General features: G+C 42.6%; 17 protein-coding genes. 4 read left to right on the top strand and 13 right to left on the bottom strand.

What is annotated here, in order from left to right; genetic code table 11:
* Positions 1-82 precede the first annotated feature (82 nt).
* The 5 genes from OS173_RS02755 to efp form a co-directional block, all read right to left on the bottom strand.
* Positions 83-1,447, bottom strand: coding sequence for a DUF1329 domain-containing protein (locus OS173_RS02755; protein WP_267182748.1), 1,365 nt, complete (start codon positions 1,445-1,447; stop codon positions 83-85).
* A gap of 15 nt (positions 1,448-1,462) precedes the next feature.
* Positions 1,463-3,346, bottom strand: a complete 1,884-nt coding sequence (locus tag OS173_RS02750) for a DUF1302 domain-containing protein (protein WP_267182747.1) — start codon at positions 3,344-3,346, stop codon at positions 1,463-1,465.
* Positions 3,347-3,391: 45 nt separating this feature from the next.
* Positions 3,392-5,509, bottom strand: a complete 2,118-nt coding sequence (locus OS173_RS02745) for an Ig-like domain-containing protein (protein WP_267182746.1) — start codon at positions 5,507-5,509, stop codon at positions 3,392-3,394.
* Positions 5,510-5,668: 159 nt separating this feature from the next.
* Complete coding sequence (gene epmA, locus OS173_RS02740; RefSeq protein WP_267182745.1) at positions 5,669-6,634, bottom strand: EF-P lysine aminoacylase EpmA; 966 nt, start codon at positions 6,632-6,634, stop codon at positions 5,669-5,671.
* A gap of 3 nt (positions 6,635-6,637) precedes the next feature.
* The gene (gene efp / locus OS173_RS02735) at positions 6,638-7,210 is read right to left on the bottom strand and encodes an elongation factor P (RefSeq protein WP_267182744.1); all 573 of its coding nucleotides are present in this window, start codon (positions 7,208-7,210) and stop codon (positions 6,638-6,640) included.
* A gap of 133 nt (positions 7,211-7,343) precedes the next feature.
* Between efp and epmB the strand changes: the two genes are divergently transcribed.
* The 3 genes from epmB to gluQRS all read left to right on the top strand — a co-directional run bounded on the left by epmB (position 7,344) and on the right by gluQRS (position 11,378).
* Complete coding sequence (epmB, locus tag OS173_RS02730) at positions 7,344-8,309, top strand: EF-P beta-lysylation protein EpmB (protein WP_267182743.1); 966 nt, start codon at positions 7,344-7,346, stop codon at positions 8,307-8,309.
* A gap of 125 nt (positions 8,310-8,434) precedes the next feature.
* A complete protein-coding gene (locus OS173_RS02725) occupies positions 8,435-10,492 on the top strand; it encodes an EAL domain-containing response regulator (protein ID WP_267182742.1) in 2,058 nt (685 codons plus the stop codon).
* Entirely contained in the window at positions 10,482-11,378 is an 897-nt protein-coding gene (gluQRS, locus tag OS173_RS02720; protein WP_267182741.1) for a tRNA glutamyl-Q(34) synthetase GluQRS, read from the top strand. Before OS173_RS02725 ends, gluQRS begins: the two co-directional genes overlap by 11 nt.
* Here gluQRS and OS173_RS02715 read toward each other — a convergent pair.
* Genes OS173_RS02715 through gspG form a run of 8 tightly spaced genes read right to left on the bottom strand, consistent with a single transcriptional unit; the run spans position 11,360 to position 16,974 of the window.
* Positions 11,360-12,418: a peptidylprolyl isomerase gene (locus tag OS173_RS02715; RefSeq protein WP_267182740.1), complete on the bottom strand. Its 1,059-nt coding sequence runs from the start codon at positions 12,416-12,418 to the stop codon at positions 11,360-11,362. The two genes, gluQRS and OS173_RS02715, sit on opposite strands and share 19 nt — an antisense overlap.
* Positions 12,405-13,319: a 5'-nucleotidase gene (locus OS173_RS02710; RefSeq protein ID WP_267182739.1), complete on the bottom strand. Its 915-nt coding sequence runs from the start codon at positions 13,317-13,319 to the stop codon at positions 12,405-12,407. Before OS173_RS02710 ends, OS173_RS02715 begins: the two co-directional genes overlap by 14 nt.
* 3 nt (positions 13,320-13,322) lie before the next feature.
* A complete protein-coding gene (locus OS173_RS02705; RefSeq protein ID WP_267182738.1) occupies positions 13,323-14,078 on the bottom strand; it encodes an NAD kinase in 756 nt (251 codons plus the stop codon).
* Between the two features lie 4 nt (positions 14,079-14,082).
* Positions 14,083-15,060, bottom strand: a complete 978-nt coding sequence (gspK, locus tag OS173_RS02700; protein WP_267182737.1) for a type II secretion system minor pseudopilin GspK — start codon at positions 15,058-15,060, stop codon at positions 14,083-14,085.
* On the bottom strand, positions 15,054-15,683 hold the full coding sequence (locus tag OS173_RS02695; RefSeq protein WP_267182736.1) for a prepilin-type N-terminal cleavage/methylation domain-containing protein: 630 nt from the start codon (positions 15,681-15,683) through the stop codon (positions 15,054-15,056). Before OS173_RS02695 ends, gspK begins: the two co-directional genes overlap by 7 nt.
* The gene (gene gspI, locus OS173_RS02690; protein WP_267182735.1) at positions 15,676-16,035 is read right to left on the bottom strand and encodes a type II secretion system minor pseudopilin GspI; all 360 of its coding nucleotides are present in this window, start codon (positions 16,033-16,035) and stop codon (positions 15,676-15,678) included. The genes OS173_RS02695 and gspI overlap by 8 nt, the downstream gene beginning before the upstream one ends.
* Positions 16,028-16,534: a type II secretion system protein gene (locus OS173_RS02685; RefSeq protein ID WP_267182734.1), complete on the bottom strand. Its 507-nt coding sequence runs from the start codon at positions 16,532-16,534 to the stop codon at positions 16,028-16,030. Before OS173_RS02685 ends, gspI begins: the two co-directional genes overlap by 8 nt.
* Positions 16,528-16,974 (bottom strand): type II secretion system major pseudopilin GspG, encoded by a 447-nt coding sequence (gene gspG / locus OS173_RS02680; RefSeq protein WP_323373165.1) that lies wholly within the window; start codon positions 16,972-16,974, stop codon positions 16,528-16,530. The genes OS173_RS02685 and gspG overlap by 7 nt, the downstream gene beginning before the upstream one ends.
* Positions 16,975-17,044: 70 nt before the next feature.
* Here gspG and OS173_RS02675 point away from each other — a divergent pair, with 70 nt between their 5' ends.
* Positions 17,045-17,797 (top strand): 16S rRNA (uracil(1498)-N(3))-methyltransferase, encoded by a 753-nt coding sequence (locus OS173_RS02675; RefSeq protein WP_267182733.1) that lies wholly within the window; start codon positions 17,045-17,047, stop codon positions 17,795-17,797.
* Positions 17,798-17,816 lie beyond the last annotated feature (19 nt).

The following is a 17,816-nucleotide window of genomic DNA, read 5'->3' as shown; positions in this document are numbered from 1 at the left end:
CCCCTATGAGGTATGTTTATAATGAAAAAAGGCCAAAGGCTAATGCCTATGGCCTTTTTTTTAAGCCTTTAGCTGACGAGGGTTATCTTCGTCCACGCTTACGTAAGGCACTTGGTGAATAATTACTTTCATCCAAAGGTGAATTAAAGGTATTCACTTGGTCTTGGTTATCTAAACCAACCGCAATGTATCGGCCGGATTGTAAATCATGATGAGATTCCACTGTTGACCAAAAAGTAGGCACATCATAGTAATTGATGCTATGAGCTTCAGAGAAGCGCCAGATATCACCACGACTGTCATAATGATCAATTAACAGAATTTGATAACTGTCTTCATCTAAATAAAACGTTCTGCGGCTATTAATATGACGGAAACCATCACGTAATTTGGCATCAACCACATGCACACGGTGTAATTCATAGCGCATATAGTCCGGATCTAAATGACCAGGTTTAATCATATCGCCAATGATTGAGTCACTGCTGTGCGCTTTATATGAATTATAAGGCACATACATTTCTTTGGTACCCACAAATTCCCAAGTAAAACGATCCATGGCACCGTTAAACATGTCAATCATGTCACTGGTTCTTAAACCATCAGATGCTGTACCCGGATTATCATAGGCCACATTTGGTGCACGTCTAACACGACGCTGACCGGGGTTATAAATCCAGGCTTTACGTGGTGATTCTGTTTGGTTCATGGTTTCATACACCAACAAAATCTCACCAGCTAATCGAGCCGGTGCTTCAACCACCTGATAGAAATACAGTAAGATATTATCAATGTCAGCAATGGTTTTGCCGGGCATATAATATTTAGCGAATAATTCTTCTCTTAATCTGACCAACGTATAATTACCTGAAGTGGTAACCGCAGCTTGATTGTTATAGCGAACGCCGCCACTGCCTTTATACTTTAATTTATGATTGAACATCAATTCATAGGCATTTTCAGGGAATGGGAACGGAAATCCTTCAGCCACATTTTCAACCCCTTCACCATTAGCCACTAAAGTACCGGTTTTACCATTTTCGATGGTTTTCTCATAGATACGTTCAGGAAACGAAGCACTTCGTCGGGTTGTATACACCGGCATTTTAAAGGTTTCAGGATAACGTTCGAACATGGCGATTTGACCCACCGATAACTGATCTCGATACTCCTGATAATTGCTGCTGTCAATGGTGAATAAAACCTTATCATCAGCAAACGGATCAGGATGATGATCACCCGGCTGATAACCCGCAGGTGGTTCAGTAATACCACCGGTCCAGGCCGGAATCGTTCCCGCTTCATTGCCGGCACGTACAGAACCCATTGGCGTTAAATCGTTAGATAAACGCTCGATTTGATCCGGCTTAGGTCCGGCATAAGCCACAGACATTGCCATGGTCAAGCCGGTTAAGCCGGTAATGATTGTTTTGGTTAATCGTTTCATAGAATAGTACCTATCTTAGAATGAATATTTAATGTTAAAGGACACAAAGTCTCTGTCGCCAATGAGGTTATGAATGCCACCGCCTGAAAAATTAGTATAGCTTAAATCTGCACTTAATTTTTCTAAGTAAACACCATTGACACCAAATGTTAAAGACTTAACACCTTCAATAAAGTTCCCGCCAGGTCCTGGCGTGGTGCCATTAACATCATGATTAAAAGCAATACGTGGTGAAATATTCCAAGATGATCCAAAGGCCCCTAAGTAGTCAAATCTTGCTGCCATGCGATAGCCCCAAGAAAAGGCTGTGGCAAAGCCTGAAGATGGCTCCGTCACAGGGTTTCGGCCATTACCACCGGATTCCTCTGAAGGTCCGCCGCCGGTATCAGTACCGGGACCGTTATAACGCATAACATCTTGATTCGGTAAATCCCAAACATTGGTAAAACCAACTTCTGCAATAAATGCAATGGAGTCGGTTTTAAAGAAATTATTAGGACCAAATAATTTGGTACCGGTGAATTGAAGTTGAGACACCTTATGTCGTTCCCAACCACGAATGTAGTCTTGAGGCTCGTAATCACCTAATTGCGATTGGAATCTGTTGTAAGGTGCTTCAATCAAAGGGTTTAAAGGCGATAAAGCCGCAAACAGTACTTCCACATCATCGAGTTGTAACGGCACATTATCCCGATAGGATAATTCACCTTGTAAAGCCCAGCCGATACTATTAATGGTGGTACTAAAACTTAAGCCATACAAATTAATGTCTTCAGGGTATTCAGTGAAGTAAGCCCCAGAGTTTGGTGTTGACGGACTGGTTCCACGATTCGGATCACCCAAAGCGATACCACTGATTAACGGTAACCTTGAATGATAATTCAAATAATAAAAACCAAACTCCGTGTTATTAAGGGGTTCGGAATAGTATTTAAAAGAAATTCCGTATTGACCATCATCACTTGCACCAGCGACATTTCTTCGTTGAATTGAAAAGTCTCTGGTTTGTGCTGCCAAAGCTTCCGCTCCAGGAATTGATTGTAAATATGGTAGCAACGAATATTCCGGAATAATACCAAAACCTAAAGCCACATATTCACCGCCGGGTGTGGCGAAGTCATTGGTACCGAAATACGTACCTGCCGGATCCGGGTCAGTTTGTTCAAATTCAAATAGATATAACGCTTCCATCGACAAATTGTCAGTCAAACTTGTTGAAAACGTAATCATATCAATGGGCAAGAAGGCTTCTTTTAATTCTGCACCTGCGACACGAATTTTTGAGACATCAATTGGGTTAATAACGTTAATACCTTGCTGAATAAACGTGGATTCACCCCAACTGACCACTTGACGACCTAATCGTACAGAGGCAAATTGGTTACCGATATCGAAATTTTTATAAACAAAGGCATCGAGTAACCGGAAATTTTCACCGACAAACTCTCTGGCGGTCGGCGATAAATCTTCGCGGTCCGCATTTTCAAAATCATAAAAATAATTAATACGGAAAAAACCACCCCAGGAATTATATGAAAAGGCAATATCACTGGTTAATTTAATGGCATTTGAGAATAAATCACCATCATCATAATTCAGATTACCATCATCTGAGTTGATGGACCAACGACCGGGAGCCGCAATGCGCTCCTCCAACGTACTTGAACGGCCTTCTGTCAGATTAACACCGACAAATGGATTTAAGTTCGACTTTCCGATTAATCGGTCATCCCGCTCTTGCACCCGAACCGACGCACCATAAGAAATGGTGGTATCGATACTAAAGGTTAAGTCATCCTTATACCAGGTTTTTGCCATAACTCCTGACGAGGCAGTTAAGGCAGCCAGCATCATCGCAGCTTTAAGCGGCTTAATGCGAATTTGTTTTTTGTGAGTCATATTTGTTGCTCCACACTTTTTAATTTGATTAGTCATACCGGCCTCCTATTGCACCACACTGGTGTCATTAATATTGACAGTGGTGCCTTCAGTGGCTTGGAATGCAGCTAATTGTCGTTGCATTTCTCGGGTCGCAGCAAGTGATGCGGCCGGTGACAGTAAGCTACCATGATCACCTTCAATAAAACGAACCACGCCATCGATACCGGCGGCATCAAAAGCTGACTCAGAATAGGAAGTTAATCCCATCACCGAAATCAAAGGCTCGGTACCAGACAATGGCGCGCCGGCAACTCGGTTGGTAATGACTTGATCACCAATTATTTCGTGCAATAAGATGTTGTTCTCCATACTGGCTTTAGCACCATGGTTAATAGGGTCAGCGGAATCAATGACTGTTTGAGTAGCCAGCATAAACAGGTTAAATGAAGTGGTGCCCTGCTCGACACCGGCAGCAGCTAAACCGGCAATAATTCTCGGTCCAAACGTGGGTGAGCCCAGTAACAGATTGGCAATACCACCACCTGGTGCTGATAACACCGCACTGTCAACATTCGGGCTAAAGGCCAGGTAATCAATACCGGTCATGGCGCCTAAAGATTGTCCGGCAAAGCTCACTTGACTGCTGTCGAAGTCACCAGCCTGATCACCATCAATATCCATAAAAGGTATGTTGGCTGTCAAGGTAAATAAATCTGCCACACCTTGGCGTACATTATCCCGAGACACCAATAAATTCTGCAAGTTAATAAAATGGGCACCGGAAGAATCAATCATACCGTCAGCGCCCGGGGCACCTGACGCATTATCGGTGTAATCCACATCAAATGTTCGCTCAGAAGCTAACGTGCCAAAAGGTGTGTTGCCAATATAAAAACCATTATTAACCGGATCAGTAATACCGTGAAGCGGTAAATCAATGGCCACCACAGCATAACCGATGGACGCCATGGTATCCGCTAACGCCAACATATCGGTCCGATTTCTGGTGATGCCATGCTGAAATATCATTATCGGCCAACCTGCTGCCGGTTTACTTATACCAGAATTTGCATTAGGCACAGTCATTAAGACAGGGATTTGCTGCATTGAATTGGCCACTGGAACCGGATTAGCTAATGTCACATGTTGTGATGTCGGATCTAAACCAAAAGCGTCAAAAGGCGGCACATAACCACCGGGTGCAGCTTTCCAAAATGTATTTAAAGGAGCCGTTGGGTTGCTTTGCGATGGCGCCCCTAAGTAATAAGGTGTCGCCATAATACCCATATAAATATCGGCAATACCGGCACCATTAATAGGCGGTGCAGAGGTGTTTTGCTGTGTAGAAACCAATGTGGTTGAGGTACTACCGGAAATACTTTGTACCGCTGATAAAGCCTTGGAGATAGATTGCGTGGTCATGGTCCATGACAACACAATGTTATCGGGATTGACGCCCTGCGAAGCGGCAGCCGCTTCTTGGGCATTGGTCAATCGTCGCAGTGGCTCTAAAGCATTGGCCGTGGCATCATCCAATAATGGATCGGTACTTTGACCATTGTCATCAATCAAAGGCGATGTCCGCTTGGCAATAAAATAAGTTTGACTTGGGGTGGCGGCATTGCCATCACTGTCTGTCACACCGTTGGTGATAACAGCCATATAGGAGGTCAGTTCCTGAAGTGGTTTTAATGGCACAATATTGACACTCTTGTCATTACCAACAGCCACATAATCCTGACCAAACACAAGCTGCTTTTCAACGCCGGTTACGGCACCACCTGGGCCCGTTAACTTGACTTGATAAACCTTGATACTGTTTGGGTTCACACTGGCAGGGGCAACAGGTACTGAAAAATTAGTGGCCCAGGGTGCCACTGTACTAAAACCGTCCAAACCATTCAATGCCACCAATGGGTCGGAATAGTCGGTTGGGTCTGCCACCGGTATGTTTAAGGTTAAATCAGTGGTACCGCTTAAAAACAAATTGGTTGGAATCGGCAATTTGGTGGGATCACCGGAAGCCGGATCAAATACCGCTGTGATGACTCCGGTAACCACACTGCCATCAGGATTGGTGGCTGGTGGTGCATCGGTTGCTCGCGGTGCATTACTACTGCTGCTACATGCTTGAATAAACAAAACAGCGGTTAATAAAATAAATCGTAAACTAACTTTCATTCATTTGCCCCAAAAAAATCAATGCCTATTATCTTACGAATTTATTGCCTGAAATTACAAGAACAATTATTAAAAAAACATTAAATTAGCATGCAAATTCAATAAAACGATTGTTTTATTTTAACCCCCTATCTGCGCTGTCAAAATTTAGTGATCAAATTAGCTATTCAACGCGTGAAAACCAAGGACCTCTTTAATGTCTTCGGCTTGAATCAAACACATGTGCAATCGTTCAATACCGACAGCGACACCGGAACAAGCCGGTAAGCCACTATCAAGCGCAGACAACAAGTGCTCATCTAAAGGCAATGCATTTTTGTGATGCTGTTGGCGCCATTTAAGATCATTCTCAAAGCGTTTTCGCTGTTGCTCAACATCCTGTAACTCCTGATAACCGTTAGCCAACTCAATGCCACGGAACAAGAACTCAAAACGCAAACACGTTTTAGGGTTATCAGGATTGGTTTGTGCCAAAGCGGCCTGTTCAATCGGAAAGTGAAATACCAGCAAACCATCCAAGTCGACCAATTGCGGCTGAATGAGTATCGAAAAAATAAAATCTAAGGCGCCGGTTCGCGATAAATTCGAACCTCGGTAACCGTGACCATGACAAAATTCATTAAGCCATGAATCTGTAACATTAAAAGGATCGATCTCAATATAATCCTTAAATAAGGATTGATAACTGGTCAATTGGGTTTTATCGACAAGCAAATTAAATCGACGCGCCAATAACTGAAACAAGGCATCCATTTCAGCCATCAAATCCGACATATCAAAACCAAGTCGATACCATTCAAGCAAAGTAAATTCAGGATTATGTAGCCGCGTCACTTCCCCGCGACGAAACACCGGTGCAATTTCAAAAATATCACCACTACCAGATGCCAATAAACGCTTATGAAAAAATTCCGGCGAAGTCCGCAAATAGGCTTGTTGCTTATCGGGATGAATGGCATCGGTGGCAAACACTTCAATCTGCTGATCGGTATTAGCCGCTGAAGAAATAATCGGTGTGGCAACCTCCATGACGCCTCGCTCACCAAAAAATTGTCTGATTTCAGCCAGTAAAAAAGCCCGCTGTTGCAAACGCACCAACGGGCTTTGGAATTGCCAAGAGGTCATACCTTATTTTTTGACTCGACTAACGTACTCACCACTGCGGGTATCCACTTTTATGACCTCACCTTGAGGCACAAATAAAGGCACGTTGACCACCGCACCTGTTTCTAAGGTCGCCGGCTTACTACCGCCACCTGAGGTATCGCCACGCACACCGGGATCGGTTTCAGTGATGGTTAATTCCACAAAATTAGGCGGTGTCACTAAAATAGGCACATTATCCCACAGAGTAATCATGCACATATCTTGTTCCTTTAACCAGATTTTTTGGTCACCAACAGCCTCTTCAGAAGCTTGTACTTGCTCAAAACTTTCCGGATCCATAAAATGATAAAAAGTACCATCACTGTATAAATACTGCATTTCGGTTTCTACAACATCCGCACCGTCTACTTTTTCTCCGGATTTAAAAGTACGCTCAATCATGCGGCCGGTTTTCAAATTACGAATTTTGACACGATTAAAAGCCTGACCTTTTCCGGGCTTAACCTCCTGATTTTCTACAATGCTGCATGGATCACCATCTAACATTATTTTCAAACCGCTTTTAAATTGATTGGTACTGTATACTCCAGACATCTAAATGGCTCCTTGGACATGATTTTAAGAAGTTGGCGATTATAACATACCTGCAAACGAGAATAACGAGGCTGAATCCACTCAGATGTTATTACATGTTAAAATCACCGCTATTTTTTATACTTCAATTATTATGGCCAAATCTTGGCAACAGCAACTCAAAAATGCTTTAAGCGGAGACCACAGCAAAACGTTGCAAACTCAAGAAGATTACAGTCAGCAAGCCGCCAAACTATTTAGACCTGTGGTCACTGACGAGGTCATCAACGCAATTCAAAAACAGCCTTACACAGGTGCTTTAAGCAATCAGTTTCTGCCAACATCTGCAGAAACCGAAGATCATCCTGATTTCACAAGTGATCCGGTGGGCGATCACAACGCTTTAGCCGATCAAGGCATTATTCACAAATACCACGGCCGCGTATTATTGGTGGCATCAGGCAGCTGTGCCGTCAACTGTCGCTACTGTTTTCGCCGTCATTTTCCTTACCATAAACACTTGGCATCTCGTCACAACTGGCAGGCCGTCATTGATTACTTGAGTGCACATACTGAAGTTCATGAGGTGATACTCAGCGGTGGCGATCCTTTGACATTAACCACCAGTAGTTTGCAATCACTGACAGATCAACTGACTAAACTAAACCATATAAAAACCCTCCGAATTCATAGTCGCATACCCACTGTATTACCGGATCGCATTGATAAACCCCTAATGGATTGGTTAGATCGATTGCGTTTTCATAAAGTCCTGGTGACACACATTAACCATGCCGATGAATTAACTGATAACGCCATTAATAGTCTTAACAAATTAAAACAACACAATGTAACCTTGCTAAATCAAAGTGTATTATTGAAATCTGTTAACGATGATGTCGACACATTAATCAAACTGAGTTATGCCCTATTTAACAATGGTGTACTACCTTACTATTTACACTTATTCGATCGGGTACAAAATGCGGCCCATTTCGAAGTGGACATAAGCCAAGCAAAGCTTATTTACGAGGGCATGCGCCGGAAACTACCGGGATATTTATTGCCTAAGATGGTTCAAGAAGTGGCCGGACAAACAGCGAAAACCCCGGTTAATTAATTGATTTTTAATGACTTGGACATGCGGATAACTGAAATTAGCGATTTCACCGGCTTCTCATATCCGTTGCGAATGACTATAATGGTAAACTTCAATTAAATCTATTAGGTAACAGGAGTCGTTTTTTGGCCACAGAAAAATCCATTAATCTTTTGATTATTCATCAGTCAGAAGAAGAAGCCGAGCGTATATTATCTTTATTGCGTAATTACCAAATTGCCGTTCGTCCAACGCGCTGTTTTGACGAAGAAAGTTTAATCGGTGTATTAGAAAGGAAACAATTAGATTTGGTTTTGTGCCAACAAATGCAGCAAGAACTTCCGGCACAAACGGTGATTGATCACATAAAACGCATGGGACAAGATTTACCGTTAATTGCTTTGATTGACGATTTTGATATTGACCAAATCAGTGATGCCATAGAAGCCGGTGCCAATTCTTACTGCTCGCCTAAATTACCTGAACACATGCGACATGTGATATTGCGTGATATGAAAAATCTGCGACAACGCCGTGAAAACATCCGACTGGCACGTGAACTTCGACAAACTGAAAAGCGAGTCAATAGTTTATTGGATTCGTCAAAACAGGCAATTGCTTATATTCATGATGGTATGCACGCCTACACCAACCAGTCCTACCAAGAGTTATTTAAGTATGATGATTTTGAGGAATTAGAAGTCACGCCATTTTTGAATATGATTGCCAAGGACGATGTGGCTAAAGCCAAAAGTGTACTGCGCGATCTTAATAAAAACACCTTACCTGATGAGCAACTAAGCTTTCAGATGATGACATCACAAGGTGAAAAATTCGATGGCTTAATTGATGTTTCTAAAGCCACTTTTAAAGGCGAGCAATGCGCGCAATTTATCATTAATTTACCGTCCGTTGATCCGGAAGTTGAAAAAGAACTGTTTGAAATTAAAAACAAGGATTTGTTAACCAAATTTTATAACCGCAGTTATTTCCATGAATTGTTAGCAGACGATGTAGATCAGGCCCGCAGCAAGCCCGGTGATAGTTTACTCATGATTGCCATTGATGAGGAGCAACGTTTAGAAAAAGAACTCGGTATTGGTAATTTTGATTTATTTATTGCTAATGTGGCTGAATTCTTGCAAAGTAAATTCGGATCCGACACGGTTTATTGCCGTTACAACGATGCAGTGTTTATACTTAAAATAAACACCAATATTGAAAAAGCCGAAAAAGCGGCCAGTAAGATTTGTCGATTAATCACCGAGCAGATTTTTAATGCCGGCGATACTTCAACCAACTGCACCGTCAGCATTGCAGTCACACAGCTAACACCACAAAGTGAGTCGGTCAACAATGTCATAAAAACCCTTACTGATCTGATTGAGAATTTAGCCAAAGATGGCGGTAACCAAGTGGCTGTTTTCGATCCGGCTGAAGAAGAAAAACAAGCCAGAGCAGCCTCCCAGGCATGGATTGATCGCATCACTACAGGCTTGGAAAATGATCAATTTATTTTACATTATCAGCCGGTGGTCAATATTGACGGTGACGATGTGCAATCTTTTGAATGTCTGGTGCGCCTGAAATCCGGCGATGATCAACTTATTTATCCCCAGCAGTTCATTCCGGTGGCCATTAAATACGGCTTCATCAACGACATCGATCGTTTGGTGTTATCGAAAGCCATTCAAGCCATTAAACAAGCTCAGTTTGATGTCACTTTGTTTGTTAAAATATCATCCGAATCCTTAACCGATTCTGCTTTTCCCAGTTGGCTAGCCGATCAATTTAAACAAGCCGGCGTTTCCGGTCAAAAGCTGGCATTAGAGATCAAGGAAAGTGAACTGGTTACCCATGCCACAAAAATGAAACCCATCATTAAAGCCATCAAAGCATTGAATTGTAAAATAGTGGTGGAAAAATTCGGTTCAGGGCTCAATTCATTCAGCATTTTGAAACACTTCCCGGTGGATTTATTAAAAATAGACTCAGCATTTATGACTGATCTCGTTGATAATCCTGAAACCCAAGAAAAAGTTAAATCCATTGTTCAAAAAGCGCACAATCAAGGTAAACAGGTGATCTGTGAGTTTATTGAAGATGCCAATACCATGAGCATTATGTGGAAGATGTCTATTAACTTTATCCAAGGTAACTTTATCGGTGAGCCCACAGAAACCATGGAGCCGGTTGAACAATAAAGCAGCTGTTTATACCGGCCGATTTGCGCCGTCGCCAAGTGGAGATTTGCACTTTGGATCACTGCTGGCGGCGCTGGTTAGTTATTGTGAGGCACGTAGTAACCAAGGTCTATGGCGTTTGCGTATTGAAGATGTGGACAGCACCCGGACCGTAATCGGTGCTGATGAACGTATTTTTAAAACCTTACAGGCTTTTGCTTTACACTGGGACGGTGATGTTATTTACCAAACAAGCGAACAGCAACAAGAACATTATCAACAAGCCCTTCAAAAACTACAAGAACTCAACTTAACCTACCAGTGCCGCTGTACCCGAAAACAACTGGCAGGTCATGACACCTATCCAGGACACTGCCGACTACTGCCCGGCAATCATTCAGCACCACATTCAATTCGAGTTATCGTTGATGATACTGATATTTGTTTTGATGATGGCTTCCAGGGGCCTCAAAAACAGAATCCAGCGAAGCAATGTGGCGACTTTAACATTAAACGAAAAGATGGTTTATTTAGTTATCAGCTGGCAGTGGTTGTTGATGATGCTAACAGCGGTATCACCCACGTGGTGCGTGGTATTGACATTTTAGAATCCACTGCCAGACAAATTTTTTTACAACAAAAGCTGGGGTTACCAACACCACAGTATGCGCATTTTCCAATAATAACCAATCAACATGGCCGCAAATTAAGTAAACAAAATCATGCCACAGCCGTTAACCGTGAAGACCCTGTGACAGTTACTCGATTGGCACTGCAACTACTGAATCAGTCTTTACCGGATAAAAAGCCAATGACCCAACAACAACTTATTCAATGGGCTGTGGATCATTGGCAACCTGACCGGTTTAAAGGCATGAAGCAGATTGTTTATGGCGCAACACCTTGATTGGCTTCAGCTGCCAATTGTTGACACAAATCCACATTAGAATCTGATTGACGGTGCAACGGAATGGTGCCGGAAATGCTTGGTTGCGTTAATTCATAGGTCATCACCGCTCGGTTACAACTACTGAACTGAATAGTCACCGTTCCAATCTGTTGGTAGCTAACTGATTCAGAACTGTCAAATACACCACCGGTTGTGGAATAGACCAACGACTCAACGGAATCTTCCGTATAATTTCCTTCCATGGTCAACCAGCGTTGGTCAGTTGCACCAATGCCATTACTCTGCCCTGTATCGCCCGGTAATAAATCATATATAAACCATGCGGAAATCAACATATTGACAGAGGGTAATACCTCTAAATACACACCCTGGCCATTGGTGTCCGGGTTAAACCAAGCACCCGATAACCCCGCATTAATTTGAAATGTATCAGACAATACAAAGGCACGATTAATTTTAACTGTGTTTTCTTTTTTAACTGAACCCGCTAAATACCCATAAATTGGAAAATCCTTGGTAGCTTGTCCAAGATTACTGCCAGCAAAATTAACTATTTTAAATGATTCAATAAATTTAACGATGTCCAAGCCCCTGATAACTTTTCCAAACACCGCATAACCTTCATTAGAACCACTTGGATTTAAACCAACATTATCCACTAAATTAATAAACCATTGATTCGTGGCACTATCAGCGAAGCTGGTTCTGGCCATGGCGATGGTTCCTTCGTCATTGGATAATCCGGCTTCAAGAACGATGGGCGAATCAGTTGCAACCGTGGTAAACACATTATTTCCGGAATAACGGTAGCCACCGCCTTGAAAAACAAAACCCGGAATTGAGCGATGAATAACTGTGTCATCATAATCACCATCATTCACATAATTTAGAAAGTTTTGTACAGTGACCGGGGCTTGGTCATCATATAATTCGATGTCAATATCTCCGACATTGGTTTCGAAGCGAACCGTGGTGGATTGTGCATTAAAAGTGATAAGTAAACTGATAAGCACTAAAGTAAAGTTAATTTTTTTCATGGTTTTTTGTGTTATCTATAGGTTGATTATTGGTTATTCCGTAAGGTACATGACCGGTTGCGGTGTGCCTCGATGCTGTTTTAACATAAGTCAGCTGATCCTCAAAGAAAATATCAGCCCGGAATGATTTTAAAAATTCAGATTTATCTCGCCCCCCTAGAAACAACGCCTCATCAATACGTAAACCCCAACTACGCAGAGTTAAAATAACACGCTTATGCGAGGGCGCCGAGCGAGCGGTTACCAGCGCAGTTCTGATGGGTGACTCACCGGGTGGAAAGATATTCTGAAGATCATGTAATTTTTTCAAAAAAGCACCGAAAGGTCCCGGTGTCAAAGGCTGATTTTGTAAGTTATGCTCATTTTTACGAAAAGCATCCAGCCCGTCTGACTGGAAAACCTTCTCTGATTCATCAGAAAAAATCACTGCATCACCATCAAAAGCGATTCTGACTTGACTGTCTTCTGTTTTAACCGACTTTCGGGTCATTAAATGAGCGGCCGCATAGCCGGCTTTTAAGGCGCCAATAACATCAGAGTTATGCGCCGACAAAAACAGTTCAACGCCTAATGCCGGTAAATAATCATAGGGCGATCCCCCATTACTGAAGACAGCACGAGAAATGTTTAAGCCGTGATGTTCAATGGAATTAAAAATACGTAATCCGGTGTCACCGTTATTACGCGACACCAACACCACTTCCACCAAATCTTCACCACTTTCCGGGTGCTTTATATTGAGTAATTTGTGTACCAATGGAAACGCCACACCCGGATCCAAAGGCTCATCTTCATGGGCCAACTGATATGCACGATATGCCGCTAAACCTTCTGTTAAAAAAATTTTATGGGCTTCATCCAAATCAAATAAAGTTCGTGATGAAATAGCAAGTGTTAGCATTTGTTAAGCAAATTGCTCATTAATAATACGGTCTTCTAAATTATGATGTTCATCAAACAACATTTCAATTTCAATCTCTCTGGCTTCGGTAATTTTGACTTGTTTAACATCCCGCACTTCAAAATTATCCGCGGTGGCAGCCACGGGTCTTTTCAGGTGACTTTTGACTTTAAAACAAACCTCTGCATGGCTTGGAATAATCGCGCCGCGCCAACGGCGAGGGCGAAATGGACTGATGGGTGTCACCGCCAGAACTTGTGTTCCTAAAGGTATCACCGGTCCGTGTGCTGATAAATTGTAGGCCGTACTACCGGCTGGTGTGGCCACCATAATGCCATCACCCACTAAGTTTTCAATTTTAGTTTGACCGTTAATCTTAACTTCTATATGAGCGGATTGTTTGGTTTGACGCAATAAAGACACTTCATTAATGGCCAGTGAATTAAATTCTTCGCCGTTGACCTTTTCTGCGGTCATGGACAGTGGGTGCAAAATGGTTTTCTTCGCTTGTTGGATTCGTTTCGGTAAATCATCTTTCTGGTAGTCATTCATTAGAAAGCCAACTGTGCCGCGGCGTAATCCAAATAAAGGTATTTTTTGGTACATGTATTGATGCAAGCTGTGCAGCATAAAGCCGTCTCCACCCAATACCACAATCACATCAGCTTGATCAGTCTCGACTTGACCATAACGTTTAACCAACTGAGTAAGTGATTTTTGGGCGTTTTCTGATTGACTGGCGACAAAAGCAATTTTCATGAATCTAGTTTACCAAATTTGACGGTAAGAAAGGAACCGGTGATCGCATGACCACCTGCGATGCGCCATTATTACGCCGCCACAATAAAACATAGCCATGTTGGCGATTGTCCTTAAAAGCCACTTCAGTACGGGCTTGCATATAACGTGTTTGCACCCCGATGAGCTGGTTCAAAATTGGTTTTATTTGCTTAATATTGTCTAGATATTGAATCGTATCAAATTTATAGAAATCTTCCATTGTTGTAAAGCTGGCTTGGCATTGTTGATAAATCCTTATGGCCAATTCCTCACTAATGCTGTTATCAAGCGCCTTAATCATGACAGGCGGCAAGGTATTGATGTTCATGAGTGTGGCGCCATTAGTGACCGGTAAAGCTGTAACATAAGGTAATAACTGATTAAATTGTGAATCATCCATACCGGCAATCAAACGTAATTCATTGACGTGTGAAAAAGGGCCACCGGCGGTTTTATAAGGCGGGATTTCTGCCGCATAAGCAAAATCTTCAGCACCACCCTGCCGGGGTTCTTGATCTTGGTCTATCCAGTCCATGATTTTATCGGTTATATTGACATCTAAATTAAGGGCTGTTAATAAGCGTCTGAAATAAGCCTCATGCTCTACTGAAATCACATCATTAATAACTAAATTATTGACGTTAAATAAATGATTCATACCGTTTAATTCACCTGAAAGCACGGCCTGCTCGACGATAATGCCTTGAATACCCTGATGCCAAGGGTCGGCACTATTATCATAAAATTGATCAGATTCAGTGTAATCTTTTTCCAGCAAATCACTGGCCCATAGTAATAAACCCTGGCTTAAATGTTTAGCTTGTAGTTTTTGTTGCAAATGATGGGTTCGAAACAGTGTTAACCGACTGCTGTACCAAATCCCGGCCACCAAAGTTACCGCAATGGCCATCATCACCAAAGCCATTAATAAAGCCATTCCTTGTTGTCGTTGTTTTACCATATCTGTTGCCACGGCGTAATGATCAAATCTGACTGGCGATCTAAATCTGAAGTGAGTCGGCAACGAACCGACCGCGGCAAGGCTGATAACTGTTGACTATCTGGTGGCCAACGGTCTAATAGTTGGCCGCTGATTGTCTGATATTGGCAACGTATTTGTCGAATCGGCAACATTGCTTGTTCTTGCCAGGGTGCATATTCGGTGCTGACAGCCGGACGAGTGGCTCGGTACCAGGTACTGTCTCGCACAAACCAGCGTACATCTAAAACGGTGGCGACTCGTTCCTTTAAATGATTAACCAAGCCTTGTCTCGGCACCGCTTGATATGGGTTAAAACGCTGTAAACGAATGGCTTGCGGTTCCCCTGTAAAATCAGTGCTGTTGCTGATTGCGGTCATCAGTGTCTGACTGGTGGCCATTTGGATGTCATCACTAAAAAGTTCCAACACCATATTTTCTTGATTTAAACGCTGAGCCGTATCATCCATTTGCTGTTTTGCATCAACCAAAGTATTGATGGAGGCAAATGCCATCACCGCGATGATAGACAATAGCGCAACCGCCACCAACAATTCCAATAAAGTCATGCCACTTTGTTTATGTGAATCAGCAACCTTAACCATTGCTTTTGAAACCGGTCAGTTGTGCCAAAGCGTATTCTAAGTTGCGATCAAGTCCAACCCGCACATCGAGACGTAAAATTCTTGGATTATCAGTACTTTGAACATCAACTGACCAATAATAGGTTTGGTCTTTTTGTTGTTGACTGCCTTGCTCATCATCCACAGTTGTACGCTGATAGAGTTGCATAAGAACCTGATCGGCGACGCGATAGGCTTGTTGTCTTTGATCCAGTTCCACGGTCTGTTTGTGAGCAAAGCCGGCCGCTTCGACCATTGCCACCAAAGCCACGCTAATGATTAAAAGGGCCAACAACACCTCTAACAATGTAAACCCAGATAAACGCTTATTCATTCCATTGACCGGTTATTTGCCAAGGGGATTCAGAAGCAATTTCATAAGTCACCTCGGGTAATTGGGTTAACCAAAGTTTCAGACTAAATGGGTTGATGCGACCATCACTGTAACAGACAATATGAGGCAAGGCTTCAAAGTCATTCGCCAACGGCATATCACGACCATCCAATTGCACCAGCCATGATAATTCCTGATTTGGTAAGGCCTCCGTAAATTGCGTGAGCGGTTGCCATTGTGGTGGCTCAAAAACCAGTACTTGAGTGGCCTTTTGTGATAACTCAACACCATAGGCTTGGTTATTAAGTACGGCTTGTTGGCATAGATAAGTCAGCATCTGTTGCCATTGATGGCCTTGTTGTTGTAACTGGCGTTCACTTGACTGACTGGTCACTAAACCCACACCTATGGTTGTCATAATGCCAATGATAACAATCACCAGCAAAACTTCCATGAGTGTGAAACCTGATATGCGTTTGTTAGGCTGTAAAGTTACCAATTGCCAATGTCTTTATTGAGCCCATCACCACCGGGTTGTCCATCTGCACCCAATGAATAGATATCCACATCACTGTGATTGCCGGGATTTAGATATTGATAAGGGTTGCCCCAGGGATCATCTGGCAGTTGTTTTAAATAGCCACCGGGTTTCCAGTTCTTTGCTTCCGGACGGCCACTGGGTTTTTGTACCAGAGCCTGCAACCCCTGTGAAGTTGAAGGGTATTGAATATTATCCAGTTTATACATGCTTAAAGCCGTTTCTATGTTTTTAACGTCGGCCTGAGCACGGGCTTGACGGGCTTTATCAGGGGCATCTAGAAACTGTGGCACCACCGCCACCGCTAAAATGCTTAAAATAACCACCACAATCAAGACTTCCATCAAAGTGAAGCCCGACTGATTACTTATGGATTGTTGTATTTTTTGTTGTTTCATCATTTAATATCGAAGAAGACTTTATTGATTATAGGCAATTTTAAAATATTGACCAGAGAGAACCCGTATTTTTATGAGAGTTTCACGAATTTATTTACCCATTAATCACCTGAATTTGAAAGACACCTGGATTATTGAACAGCCTAAAGCGCACTATATTCGTAATGTATTGCGGCTCAAACCGGGGCACCCACTGCAATTTTTTACCGCAACAGGTCAACAATATGATGCCGTGATTGCAGCTGTCAACAAACATGAGGTGGTGATTAAAGATATTGTGGCTTGCCAACAGGAGCCGCCAAAAAGCACTTTACACATAACCTTGGTTCAAGCCATCAGCGGCAGCGATCGCATGGATTACACCATTCAAAAGGCGGCTGAATTGGGCTGTAAACAAATACAACCGGTGTTCAGTGAGTTTTGCTCACACCGTATTGCGTCTCACAAATACGAAAAAAAACAACAACATTGGCAAGCTGTGGCCATCAGTGCCTGTGAACAATCTGGCCGCGCCGATCTTATGGAAGTTAGTGATATAAAATCCTTAACTGAAATTATGTCTAATAATCATTTAGGAATTTATTTAGAGCCCACCGCAGATCAATTTATTCATGATATTCCCGAGTCCTTACAACAACAGTGTCATATTTTTATCGGGCCTGAAGGTGGCTTTTCACCAACCGAATTAACACAATTTGAACAGCAAGGTCATTACGGTATCAAAATGGGGCAGCGGGTGTTGAGAACAGAAACCATGGCACCGGTGGTACTCAGTGCCATGCATACTTTATACGGAGACTTTAGTCCAAAAATGACTGGCCAATAAATAGTTAGGTAAAAAACAA

The organism is Marinicella gelatinilytica (assembly GCF_026410405.1).
GTDB classification, from domain to species: domain Bacteria; phylum Pseudomonadota; class Gammaproteobacteria; order Xanthomonadales; family Marinicellaceae; genus Marinicella; species Marinicella gelatinilytica.
Note: the sequence above shows the minus strand (reverse complement) of the source record. Positions and strands in the feature narration are given on the sequence as shown.